This is a genomic window from Pseudazoarcus sp. NS36 (assembly GCF_059703705.1).
In genome coordinates this window covers 360148-372546 of sequence record NZ_BAAKJA010000004.1, presented here as the reverse complement: position 1 = coordinate 372546, position 12399 = coordinate 360148, and the positions used below count along the sequence as shown (strand labels likewise).

The following is a 12399-nucleotide window of genomic DNA, read 5'->3' as shown; positions in this document are numbered from 1 at the left end:
TCAGAAAATCCAGAATCTGCTCTTCCGTAAAACGCTTCTTCACTGCCGTCTCCTGTTCGGACAACGGACTCTACTAAGTTCAGCGTGGTACTGAAAACGGGGAGCAGGTCACGGCCACCCGTTGCAACCGAAAACCGAACTCCTACGGAAGCATAGCCTGAAAGGCGTACAACTCAGTGAAAAATGCGACATGCTTTATTCAGATCAAACCCTGCACCAACGAAGGCACCGGCAAGGAAACTAAGGGCAGCTCAACGCAACCACAGGCCGCTCCAGAAAGCCAGAATAAAACTCTCTAGTTCTATTCATATCACACAACAGCCTTTCTCTAATCCGCCGAGTATTTTCATCAGCCGAGAAAGTATTAAAGCTTTCATAGAATAAATCGCACTTTTGCCCCCCACTTAAGCTTAGCTCAGCCAAGGAGAGAATCTCATCTCTCTCGAAGTATCGCCTGGCCCAGTAGTGATAGAAGTATCCAAGCCAGAACCCCATCGCGACATCACGATCCGAGACATACGGCACAGAACCTTCGTTATCAATAATGAAGCCCTTCCCTGAGTCAGAAATAAGCATATTCTTCGGATTCGGATCCATATGGCAAAAACCCTCTTCCAGCATCGACTGAAAAATACTCAAAACCTGGCCAAGAACCCACTCTCGTGCCTCCCCCCCAGCCAAATGTGAATCTACAGTTCGGCCCGCCAGGAACTCTTGCGTAGAGAACTCTAGCTGCGTACTGAATAAACCATCGATCCGCTGATAGGACAGTGGGCGCGCCAAGATCTGGCTATTGGGCGAAAATTTGCAAAGGAAAGCGAACTCCCCGAATAGTCCGTAAAACCCTTTTCCGTTTATTCGTTTGAACCTCAGCGAAAGCCCAGCCTTCCAGTGACGCGGCATAGATAGCTTTGCCAAAAAAGAAGTATCTCGAGTCAAACGAAGTACTCGCTTGCGTTTTTTGTGAAAAATTAATTCTTCAACGCTATGCGAAGGGGGCGCTTTTGAGTCATTAAACAGCCGCCAAAGCTCTGCGTCAGAATATTTATGGCTAGGCGTCATCTCGACCGATCCAAGATGCTTTTAGCATCACTTTTAAATTAGGCATAACAGAATAAAGCATGACATCCACCGGAATGTCAACACGCCAAAAGACCCAGTTGCGCGCTAGTTCTCACTGAAGCCTTATTAAGAGCATCCTTGGCAGCACTGCCTCACCAAGGCACCTAAAGGCTGTTCCAGCTCAAACATTTCCGGAGACAGGGATATCGCAATAAGATATGAGTTGGCGCCGCTGAAAATACACCCACTGCATACAACCAGGGCATCTTAGAGGCCCTGCCGCGAGCGTAGTGATTCACGCCATAAGCCTTAAAGGAGCGACTTGAGGAGATAACAGCAACAGCTTGACCTGGATGCAAGTGAAACACCCACTCGCTAGCCAGAATTCGTTCGAAAAAGCCTCTCTGAAATAGCCACGATGACTGTTCTCGTTGGAGCCATTTTCGCGAACAATTGGATTACATATCGCCCGAGCATGACGCTGTGCAGCAGCGTCGGCGTTCATGCTGACACCTCTCACGGAAAGAGGCTTCCGAGCAGCTAATGAACAACGACATAACGCTTAAAACGGACCATCCGAAGACAAACTTTCTAAGCACCAGTGTCTTTTATGTCTAAACATCAACAGTCAGTGCTATTCACGGGCTAGTACTGACAGCCATCACAAGAGCATTGCACTCTGCGACGAATGACTGAAAAGCCCAAAAAAGGCATTTTTCCGCTGCGACAATCTCTGAAAAACAATACGGAGAGCTGCATTTTGATTTCAGCAACACGACAGCCGCACAACTTCTCGCCCCATCGTACTGGAAAGCGCCAAGGACGTAGTCGCAGTCACGACAAACCAATAAGCTTCAGCATTGGGCGCCACCACTCTTCCCGTTTTTTCGGCTGACGCAGAGGAGCCTCTAGCGCTTTCGCAATCCGCGCCCCGACCCGATAAAAAGAAAACTCCTGCTCCACCAGCGCCTGACCATTTGCAGCAATGGTTTCTGCCAACGCCGGGTCGCCACGCAACAGCGCCAGCTTCTGCTGAAACTCGTCCGGCGTGCGGTAAAGCACGATATTGCGCATATCCTCGAATCCCAGCGCGCTGTTCTCGGCAGCCCCTTGATCGTAGGCAATGAGCACGCAACCGCAGGCCATAGCCTCGAAATTCTTGATCATGTACTCGCCCATGCCGACATCGGCACTGACGAAGAAGCGGATGCGATTGAGCATGGCGCAATAATCGGCTCCGGATTCGGTGCGCACCACCATCAGTGGCTCGCGCTGGCCGATCGCTTCGAGCATCTTGCGGCGTTCGGTATAGGCATCATTCTTGATGCTGCCGACGAAACCCAGCTCGATGTCGCGCTCACCACCGCAATTCTTCAGCAGAGCCTGATCGTAGCCCTTGGGGGCGAAGACCGCGTCGGCACCCTCTTCACGCAATTGCCGTGCGACCTCACTTCCAGAGCTCAGCACGCGGGCCGCCGGCAGGCGCCGGTAATGTGTAGAAAAGCGTCCGCGGTACTTACAGGGGAAATAGTTCTGCCAAGCGTCGTGCTCAAGGATCACCAGATTCGGCACACTGCGGATGAATGCAACCTGCCGGATCTCCTTTTTGAAACGCAAAAAAAAGATGATCCGGTCGTACTTCGAAGTATCGACCTTCTCGCTGAAATAGCGCTTCAGCTTGGCCTGCTCATCGTCCGACAGCCAGCGCAGGTCACAATCGGTATGCGCCGCCACGCTCTCGTACAGACGGTCGAGAATGATGCGCTGCTCTTTCTGCACAAGAAAAAGAACTTTCATCAGGGCGCTTCCGGCTCACAAGGCTCATCGAATGGGGCAAAGCCCTGGGCGGATATCTGCCAGCCTTGCTGGCGGGCCAGATCAGGATAGGACGACAGCCGTTCGGGCGTCAGGGACTTCCATGCAGCACCCTTCCATTTCATGAAGTGCAGGTAGGGAAAGCGCCGCCTCTCGCCCGGAACCGGCTTGAGAACCCCTTGGCACCATGTCCATTGCGCAGGAAAGCGGTGCGTGCCATCCACCCACGGCAACTTGGCCTCGGGCGTGGAATAGGCCTCGACAAACTCGGCGCGACGGAACCATGGATTCAACATGCGCAGCCACCGGGCAAGACTGTGGGGCCAGTTCTTGTAACGGATGAAGATGCGGCTGAATGCGCCTTCATCCATGGCGACATGCTCCTCATCCGACAGCAGGACTTTCCAATCGGGAATCTGCATGAACAGTTCGCGCATTTCGCGCGTGTTCCTAACCAGACAACAATGACCCGAGATGCGGCGTACATGTGTCGACAACAAGTCCTTCGCTTGAAGCCGCTCTGTACTGAAGTACCCCCGCAGGTCGCCGTACACCAGATCGAGATCACCGAATGCCCAGAAGTCGTAGCCGCCAAGCTCGGCTTCGTGAACGTAACCGAGTGCGGGCTTCAGATCACACAGCTTGTAGGGACTGCCCGGATGGAAATCGATGCCCAGGCGATCCGAGACGCGCGCGCAGTAATCGTCGTAGGAACACTCGACGATTCGCACGTTCGGCGGGCAATCTTCGCGCGGTCCGCAATCACTGAACAGCAACCAGTCGATGGTCGGATTCGCCCGGCAACTGGCCAGAAAGAACGGCATCCAGAACGGCCACGCTCCGAAGTAGGGAATGACAAAGCAGATGCTTGGAGGCATGGTTCTCTGACTCATGCGGACAGCCCCTGTCCCGTGATCGCTCGCACCGCCGGAAGCGAAAAGAAGCGCGCCCGCGCTGCCTCGTCAGAGAACGCGAGCAGCCGCTGATGGCCACCGTGCACTGCCTGCGCACGCTCGTCCGGCGACCAGGCGGCGCGCTCGACGATCCGTTCGGCCAGCGCCTGATGGTCACGCAGGGCGAACAGGCCACCGGCCGCACCCAACACTTCCGGCGCCCCGCCGCAATCGGTCGCAACCACAGGCACCCCAGCTGCCATGGCCTCCAGCAGCACCATGCCGAAGGGCTCGTGATCGGATGTCAGGGCAAACAGGTCGAAGGCGGCGAACATTCGCCACATCTGCGGCACGCTCCCCAAAAATACAACACTGGCCTCAATCCCTAGCTGTGCGGCCAGTTCTCGCAGGCTCGCACGCAAGGGCCCATCCCCGGCGATGACGAGCAAGCTGCCATGAGGCAAACGTGTTTGCACCCGGGCAAACGCGCGCAGCAAGGTCGCCTGATCCTTGTCGGGGTGCAAACGTCCGACGTTTCCGACGAGAAAGGCATGCTGCGACAAGCCCAGCGCGTCCCGCGCGGCCTCGCGCCCAAGCTGCCCTGAACGCATTGCCGACAAATCGATGCGGTTGTGCAGGGTCTCGATGGCCTCATCCGGCCAGCCGAGCCGACGCCGGATGTCATCTCTCACCGCGTCGGAGACGCCCAACAGCGACAGCCGCTTGCGAAAGCAATTGACGAAGGCGCGCCGCGACCATTGCGCATAGTCACCAAATGCATGATGAACTCCGATGACCGGCAGATCGCAGCCCAGGCAGGCCACATAGACGGGCTTCGCCCGATGCGCAATCACGAACTGATAATCACGCTCTGCGACAATGCGACGGAATACCCGGATCGCGTCAAGCTTCAGCCCCGCCACCTGCCGGCTCACGAAGCCCATGAAGCGAACCTCGTCAGCGGCGGATATTCGCGCCACATCGGCATCCTCGGCTCCGGTCAGATAAACCGTGGCGACCCGATAACCCGTCCCGTCAAACAATGCCGCGTATTGACGCGCCACATCTGCAAACGGAGCGTAGTGGCTGTGACACAGCTGAAGCACCCATCGCTTCGTCATACCGGAAATGGATAGTCAAAGTAGTCGAAATCCTCGCGATGACGCGCCGCGACCAGCCTGAGCGTGGACGCATCGAGGCCCTCAGGGAAAGTCCCTTCGACCGCTGCCCTGTTGAGATGGGGCACTGGCGGCAACACCGGAAACTGCCGCTGTAACGCATTCCACTCTTCGGAGAAATTCTCCAGCCGACCGACACAGGAAGGGATGACCCCATGTTTGTCACACAAAAACCAGCTTTGCGAACGCAAATGCCGGTCAATGTGGCGATCGTCCAGCTCGCTCACCCTCTGGACAAAGGCATTGAAGTCCATGTGATCGTAGATGCCGTGGCAGCCGAAAATATTCCTGCCCAGAGCGCCGCCCGGCCGGCGCACTTTGTTCTGCCAGGCCGAAATCAGACGTACCAAGGGGTCACGCACGAATGCAAAAACGAACAAACCCTCTTCAATACGACGGAGAATCACGGCCTTGTCGACATGCGCAATGTGCCGCGCTTCGAAATCCGCAAAACTCGAGGCCTCGGCCCTCAGGGGAAGTTTGCTCAGCGATGCCCGAATAGACTGGGTTGCCACCTTCGGGAGTTGAACGTAGCCAAAGCCATACGCCGGGAAATCCCAGAACTGTGGCGTCTCCCGCGTGATCTTGTAGCGCTTGCGCGCATCACGAAAGACATGGCCCAGCATGCTGTTCACGGCTGGTCGTCCTTCACCACCAGCACATCTTCCATCACCAGATACTGCAGATCCGACCCGAAGAACATGTTCAGCGCATCAGTTGGCGAGCAGATCATCGGCTCACCGCGGCGGTTGAGTGAGGTGTTGAGCACCACTCCGTTGCCGGTGAGTTTCTCCATCTCGACCATCAGGTCGTAGTAGCGCGGGTTGTATTCACGCTTGAGGACCTGGGCGCGGGCGGTACCGTCTTCGTGCACGACTTCGGGCACGCGCGTCTTCCATTCCTCCTCGACCTCGAAGGTGAAGGTCATGAACGGCGCCGGATGGTCGGAGCCGAACATGCGCGGGCCGACGGTGTCGAGCATGCTGGGGCAGAACGGACGCCAGCGTTCGCGGAATTTGATCTGCTCGTTGATGCGGTCTGCCACGCCGGGCGCGCTGGGGCAGCCAACGATGGAGCGGCCGCCGAGAGCGCGCGGGCCGAACTCCATACGCCCCTGGAACCAGGCCACGGGATGACCATCGGCCAGCAGCTGGGCGATGCGCTCGGGCACCTTGTCGATCAGCTTCCATTGCGGATTCGACGGATGGCGGGCGCAGGCGGCGATGACGTCTTCGTTGCTGTAGGCCGGGCCAAGGTAAACGTGCTCCATCTTCTCGACCGGCACACCGCGCGCAACCGACACGTAGGACGCGGCACCCACCGCCGTGCCCGAGTCACCCGATGCCGGCTGCACGAAGAGTTCTTTGACCTCGGGGCGGGAGATGATCTTCTGGTTGAGCTTGACGTTGAGTGCGCAGCCGCCGGCGAAGGTTATGCGGCCGGTCTCGCGCAGGATGTCACCGAGGTAGTACTCCATCATCTGCAGCGCGAGATCTTCGAACAGCTTCTGCATGCTCGCGGCGTAATGAATGTAGGGGTCATCGGCGATGTCGCCATGGCGCATCGGGCCGAGCCATTCGATCAGCTTGGGCGAGAAGTAGAAGCCCTTACCGTTTTCCTTGTAGCGCCGGAAGCCGATCACATTGGCGTAGTCGGTGTTGATGATCAGCTCGCCGTTCTCGAACTTGGCCAGACGCGAGAAATCATGACGCGCGGCATCACCGTACGGCGCCATGCCCATGACCTTGTACTCGCCGTCGAGCATTTCGAAGCCGAGATATTCCGTGATCGCGCCGTACAGGCCGCCGAGCGAATCAGGGTCGTAGAACTCCTTGATCTTGTGGATCTTGCCGTTCTCGCCCCAGCCGAAAAAGGTGGTGGCGTACTCGCCCTTGCCGTCGATGCCCATGATCGCGGTCTTCTGCTGGAAACCGGAGCAGTGATAGGCGCTGGAGGCGTGCGCGAGATGGTGCTCGACCGGCAGCAGTTCGACCTTCTTCAGATCGAAGCCCAGTTGCTGCAGGCACCACTCAATGCGGCGGCGGTAGCGGTTGAAGCGGCGGTTACCCGTCAGGATCGCGTCGAGCGCGCGATCAGGGGCATACCAGTAGCGCTTGGCGTACTGCCAGCGCGCCTTGCCGAACAGGCTGATGGGGGCGAACGGGATGGCGACCACATCGACGTCGGAAGGCTGGATGCCCGCGAACTCCAGGCAGAACTTGGCGGACTCGTAGGGCATGCGGCCCTTGGCGTGCTTGTCGCGCACGAAGCGCTCTTCCTCCGCCGCCGCGATGAGCTTGCCGTCGATGTACAGCGCTGCCGAGGGGTCGTGATTGAGCGCGCCGGACAGGCCGAGTATGGTCAGGGACAAGGCGGACCTCTTGAATCGGCGCCCAAGGCAGGCGCCTGTGGAAAACTGGTACGAAATTATAACCCGCTGACCAGCCCCCCCGAGTCGCCAGCAGGCGTGCGCCCGAGCAAACCAGGCACCAACGGGGCCATCTGTCGACCCAGCCACAGCGAGCCGTCGAACGACAGATGGTTGTAATCCCTGAACAGCAACAGGCCATCGCGCCGGCCATAGCAAAACTCGGCATCGCACATCAGCGACGCCGGATCAAATTGCGACAGTTGTGGCCACGACTGCAGCAGAGCATCCAGTTGCGGACGAAACGCGGACTCATACGCCCGGCCGAGCTCCCGCGCAACGGTGCACTCTGGGCGTGGCGTGCGGTTCACGAAGCGGTTCGGTTGCCAGGTCACGCACTCACGGGCATGGAAGGGCAACTCCGGCACCGCATGCAGGAAAACCACGTGCTTGCCCGCATCACTTAGGCGCCGGAGGCTTTCGGCAAGGCCGTGCGCAAACACCTCGGCACGCGTCAACTGATCACCCACCGGGACGTCCGGAAGCACTAAGGTTTCGTCGCTGACATGGCCAGGCGGATCGTCAATATCGCGCCCGGTGGCATAGGCCATCCAGCGCCCAGCGAGAAACACGGAGGTGATCTCCGGAGCACTCACCGCGTGATCGATCGCCGCAGCCACCGTCCGGGGGCAGTTGTTGAGGCGCCCGTCCTTGAGAATGGCCATGCCATAGATCGGCGGGCAACCACCTTGATAGAGCTGCATCAGGTTCTCTCCCTGCTCCTGCAGCGCCCGGCTCAAACCCCAGAAATAGTGATTGGCATGACTATCGCCAACCAGCATCGCCGTCGGCGCTCGTGCGGGGTCAGCAATCAGGCAGCTCCCGGGCGTACCCGCTGGCAGCCATCGCTTGCAGTCCTCGGACTTGCGGAGTTCATCACCCCACTCCATCGCCGCGGCCTCCTGCTTTGCCTGCGCATCTTTCAAGCGGAAGTCGAGCCCGTCGCGGTTGTAGGTACTCCAGCCCTGCGCGCCGACCACAACACAGGCGACAACCAGACTGACGACTGCCCATCGCCCGCCGTACCGCCGCACCGGCATCTCCAGCAAGCGGCAACTGAGCGCCGACAACACCACCGCTAAAGCCACTGCCAGCGCAAGCACTGCCGGCCCCGCCTGCTCCCCCTGCACAATGCGCACGAAAGAAAGCAGCGGCCAGTGCCACAGATAGAGCGGGAAACTGATCAGGCCGATGCCCACCAGCAATGGATGCGCCAGCACGCGCCGCCCGATCCACGATTGCGCACCTGCGGCGATCAGCAACACCGCCCCGACGACCGGCAGCAGCGCCCAGGCGCCGGGAAAGGCGCGCGTTGAGTCCACCAGCACAACCGCTAGCGCGATCAGCGCCATCCCGGCGGCGCCTGCGAGTTCGGGCAACCAGCGTGGCGCAGTAGCGAACGGCGAACCTCGCTGACGTAACACCAAGGCCAGCAACACGCCGGCAAGCAACTCCCAGGCGCGAGCGAACGGCAGAAAATAACTCGCCGCAGGTGCTAATGGAGTCATCACGATGCAGACCCCAAGCGACAATACTGCGAGCACAACGCTCACCACGACCAGATTGAGACGCAAGCGCCAGGCAAGCACGAGAACGGCCGGCCAGACGATGTAAAACTGCTCCTCTACGCCGAGCGACCATAGATGCAGCAAAGGCTTCAGTTCCGCCGCGGTATCGAAGTAGCCGGTTTCCTGCCAGAACACGAAATTGGCAACGAAACCCAGACCGGCAACGGCATGCTTACCCAGCTGCGCATACTCGCCAGGCAGCAGCACGACCCAGCCGATCAGCAACGCACCCAGCACCACAAGGACCAAGGCCGGAAAGATCCTGCGGATACGCCTCGCATAAAATTCGGCGAAGCTGAAGCAGTCCGCATCCAGCGCCTTCAGGATGATCGACGTAATCAGGAAACCGGAGATGACGAAGAAAATGTCGACGCCGACAAACCCTCCCGGCAAAACAGCAGGGAAGGCGTGATAGACAACCACGGCCAGCACAGCGACAGCGCGCAGGCCGTCCACGTCTGGACGGTACGCAAGATGCGGAGTTGCTTTTGTCATTAAGGTACCCGCACTGCGCGAGCGATGGCATTTAGGAGGGGAGCGAATTGTAGCCGCTTCCGAACAGCAGCATGAGACAACACAACCGGAATCCCCCTTCGGCAAGCGATCAGTCCGGGATGCCTTATGTCATAGACGTGAGAAGTCAAGAGACACCGGTCAAATGATTCAACGGCTCGCATGACACGCTGAAATCAATGCGCCTCATCCCAGTTATCTCCCGCACCCACCTCGACCAGCAGCGGAACCTTCAGCTCGGCCACGCCGCCCATCAGGCCGGGCAGTTCGGCGCGGATGCGCTCCAGTTCGGCATTCGGCACTTCCAGCACCAGTTCGTCGTGCACCTGCAGGACCAGGCGTGACTTCAGCCCCTCCGCTTTCAGCCAGCCCTGAACGGCGATCATGGCTTTCTTGATGAGGTCCGCGGCGGTGCCCTGCATCGGCGCGTTGATGGCGGCACGCTCCGCCCCCTGGCGGCGGCCGACCTGCTGGGCACGGATGTCTGGCAGGTAAAGGCGGCGGCCGAACACGGTCTCGACGTAGCCCTTGTCCTTGGCCTCGGCCTTGATGCGCTCCATGTAGTCGGCCACGCCGGGATAGCGCGCGAAGTAGCGGTCGATCCAGCCCTGTGCGGCGCCGCGCTCGATGCCAAGGTTTTTGGCAAGGCCGTGCGCGCTCATGCCGTAAATCAGGCCGAAGTTGATGACCTTGGCGTAGCGGCGCTGCTCGTTGGTGACTTCGGCGGCGGGGGCGCCGAACACTTCGGAGGCGGTGGCACGGTGTACGTCCTCGCCCTTGGCGAAGGCTTCCAGCAGACGGGCGTCGTCCGACAGATGCGCCATGATGCGCAGCTCGATCTGGGAGTAGTCGGCCGAGACGATGACATGGTCGCGCGGGGCGATGAAAGCGGCGCGGATGCGGCGCCCCTCCGGCGTACGGATGGGGATGTTCTGCAGGTTGGGGTCGGAACTGGACAGCCGTCCGGTCACGGCGGTGGCCTGCGAGAAGCTGGTGTGCACACGGCCGGTCTTCGCGTTGACCATGCGCGGCAGCTTGTCGGCGTAGGTGCTCTTGAGCTTGGCGAGCCCGCGGTGCTCCAGCAGCAGCTTGGGCAGGGGGTAGTCATCGGCCAGCTGGGTAAGCACGTCTTCGTCGGTGGAGGGCTGGCCGGTGGCGGTCTTCTTGACCACCGGCAGGCCGAGCTTGCCGAACAGGATTTCGCCGAGCTGCTTGGGCGAACCGAGATTGAAGGGCTGGCCGGCGAGCGACTGCGCTTCGAGTTCCAGCTCATGCAGACGGCGGCCAAGCTCTTCCGAGTGCTGTGACAGCAGGAAGGGGTCGATCAGCACACCGGTGCGTTCCATGTCGAACAACACCTGCAGCGTCGGCAGTTCGATGTCGCGGTACAGCGCGGCCAGCTGGGGTTCGCGCGCGAGCTGGCCGGCAAAGCGGCGGTGCAGGCGCAGCGTGATGTCGGCGTCTTCCGCGGCATATTCGGTGGCACGGTCGATGGCCACCTCGTCAAAGCCGATCTGCTTGGCGCCCTTGCCGCAGACCTCGGTGTAGGAAATGGTCTTGACGCCCAGATGACGCATGGCGAGCGAATCCATGTCGTGCGACTTGTCGCTCTCCAGCACATAGGATTCGAGCAGCGTGTCCTCAACGATGCCGCGCAGCACAATGCCGTGGTTGGCCAGCACGTGCGCGTCGTACTTGAGGTTCTGGCCGAGCTTGGCGCGCTTGTCGGACTCGAGCCAGGGCTTGAGCTTCTGCAGCACCTCGTCCAGCGGCAGCTGCTCGGGCGCATCCGCGCCGCGGTGCGCAAGCGGCAGATAGGCTGCGCGGCCCGGCTCGACTGCAAACGACATGCCGACGAGCTTCGCCAGCATCGGCTCCAGACTGGTGGTTTCGGTGTCGAAGGCCGTGAGTTCGGCGGCCTCGATCTTCGCCAGCCAGGCGTCGAACGCCTCCCAGCTCAGGATGGTTTCGTAATCGCGGCCGGGATCCTCTTCGGGCGCCTCTTCGGGCGCAGCCACCACGGCGTCGGGCTGGCCGTCGCGGTCGAGATCACGCAACCAGCCGCGGAACTCCATACGCTCGTAAAGCTTGCGCAACCGCGCCTTGTCGTCGCCGCGGGCAGACAGGTCAGCAGGCTTGAAGGGCAGATCCAGATCGGTCGCCACCGTCACCAGCCGGCGCCCGAGCGGGATGAAATCAAGGTGCTTGCGCAGGTTCTCGCCGACCTTGCCGCCAACCTTGTCGGCATTGGCCACGATGTTGTCCAGCGTGCCGTACTCGGTGAGCCACTTCACCGCCGTCTTGGGGCCGCATTTCTCGACACCCGGCACGTTGTCCACCGTGTCGCCCACCAGCGTCAGGTAATCGACGATGCGCTCTGGCGGCACGCCGAACTTCTCGGTTACGCCGGCCGTGTCGAGCACTTCCTCACTCATGGTGTTGATCCAGCGCACACCGGGCTGCACAAGCTGCGTCAGATCCTTGTCGCCGGTCGAGATGACCACGTCCCAACCAGCCTCGACGGCCTGACGCGTGAGCGTGCCGATGACGTCGTCGGCCTCCACGCCATCGACCATCAGCAGCGGCCAGCCCTCGGCATCGACCCCCTCGTGCAAGGGCTCGATCTGGGCGCGCAGATCATCCGGCATGGGCGGGCGATGCGACTTGTACTCGGGGTACCAGTCGTCGCGAAAGGTCTTGCCCTTGGCGTCGAAGACGCAGGCGCGATACTCTGCCGCGTACTCGTTTTCCAGCCGCCGCAGCATCGACAGTACGCCGCGCACGGCACCGGTAGGCTCACCGGCGGAATTTCGCAGGTCGGGCAAGGCGTGGAAGGCGCGGTAGAGATAGCTGGAACCGTCTACAAGCAGCAGCGTGGGCATTTCTGGAATTCCTTGGCGGAGAAACCGCCGCCCGCCGCACAGGTCAAAAACGTGTCGGCG

Annotated in this window: 8 protein-coding genes; all 8 read right to left on the bottom strand. The window is 60.2% G+C overall.

The window, feature by feature from the left end; all coding sequences use genetic code 11:
* Window positions 1-240: 240 nt before the first annotated feature.
* The 8 genes from AC6H0R_RS08730 to polA all read right to left on the bottom strand — a co-directional run bounded on the left by AC6H0R_RS08730 (window position 241) and on the right by polA (window position 12339).
* Entirely contained in the window at window positions 241-1062 is an 822-nt protein-coding gene (locus AC6H0R_RS08730) for a BUD32 family EKC/KEOPS complex subunit (protein WP_497580971.1), read from the bottom strand.
* A gap of 834 nt (window positions 1063-1896) precedes the next feature.
* Complete coding sequence (locus AC6H0R_RS08725) at window positions 1897-2859, bottom strand: glycosyltransferase family protein (protein ID WP_497580970.1); 963 nt, start codon at window positions 2857-2859, stop codon at window positions 1897-1899.
* Window positions 2859-3755, bottom strand: a complete 897-nt coding sequence (locus tag AC6H0R_RS08720) for a DUF6625 family protein (RefSeq protein WP_497580969.1) — start codon at window positions 3753-3755, stop codon at window positions 2859-2861. Before AC6H0R_RS08720 ends, AC6H0R_RS08725 begins: the two co-directional genes overlap by 1 nt.
* A gap of 11 nt (window positions 3756-3766) precedes the next feature.
* Entirely contained in the window at window positions 3767-4891 is a 1125-nt protein-coding gene (locus AC6H0R_RS08715) for a glycosyltransferase (protein WP_497580968.1), read from the bottom strand.
* The gene (locus AC6H0R_RS08710) at window positions 4888-5574 is read right to left on the bottom strand and encodes a sulfotransferase family 2 domain-containing protein (RefSeq protein WP_497580980.1); all 687 of its coding nucleotides are present in this window, start codon (window positions 5572-5574) and stop codon (window positions 4888-4890) included. The genes AC6H0R_RS08715 and AC6H0R_RS08710 overlap by 4 nt, the downstream gene beginning before the upstream one ends.
* Before the next feature lie 5 nt (window positions 5575-5579).
* Window positions 5580-7319, bottom strand: a complete 1740-nt coding sequence (locus AC6H0R_RS08705) for a carbamoyltransferase family protein (RefSeq protein WP_497580967.1) — start codon at window positions 7317-7319, stop codon at window positions 5580-5582.
* Window positions 7320-7375: 56 nt separating this feature from the next.
* On the bottom strand, window positions 7376-9400 hold the full coding sequence (locus AC6H0R_RS08700) for an acyltransferase family protein (RefSeq protein ID WP_497580966.1): 2025 nt from the start codon (window positions 9398-9400) through the stop codon (window positions 7376-7378).
* A 233-nt stretch (window positions 9401-9633) separates the two neighbouring features.
* Entirely contained in the window at window positions 9634-12339 is a 2706-nt protein-coding gene (polA, locus tag AC6H0R_RS08695) for a DNA polymerase I (RefSeq protein ID WP_497580965.1), read from the bottom strand.
* Between the last annotated feature and the right edge of the window lie 60 nt (window positions 12340-12399).

Bases quoted from the DNA above. Each gene is read 5' to 3' on its own strand.
- AC6H0R_RS08720 (WP_497580969.1), bottom strand. From the start codon at position 3,755: ATGCCTCCAAGCATCTGCTTTGTCATTCCCTACTTCGGAGCGTGGCCG.
- AC6H0R_RS08730 (WP_497580971.1), bottom strand. From the start codon at position 1,062: ATGACGCCTAGCCATAAATATTCTGACGCAGAGCTTTGGCGGCTGTTT.
- AC6H0R_RS08715 (WP_497580968.1), bottom strand. From the start codon at position 4,891: ATGACGAAGCGATGGGTGCTTCAGCTGTGTCACAGCCACTACGCTCCG.
- AC6H0R_RS08725 (WP_497580970.1), bottom strand. From the start codon at position 2,859: ATGAAAGTTCTTTTTCTTGTGCAGAAAGAGCAGCGCATCATTCTCGAC.
- AC6H0R_RS08710 (WP_497580980.1), bottom strand. From the start codon at position 5,574: ATGCTGGGCCATGTCTTTCGTGATGCGCGCAAGCGCTACAAGATCACG.
- polA (WP_497580965.1), bottom strand. From the start codon at position 12,339: ATGCCCACGCTGCTGCTTGTAGACGGTTCCAGCTATCTCTACCGCGCC.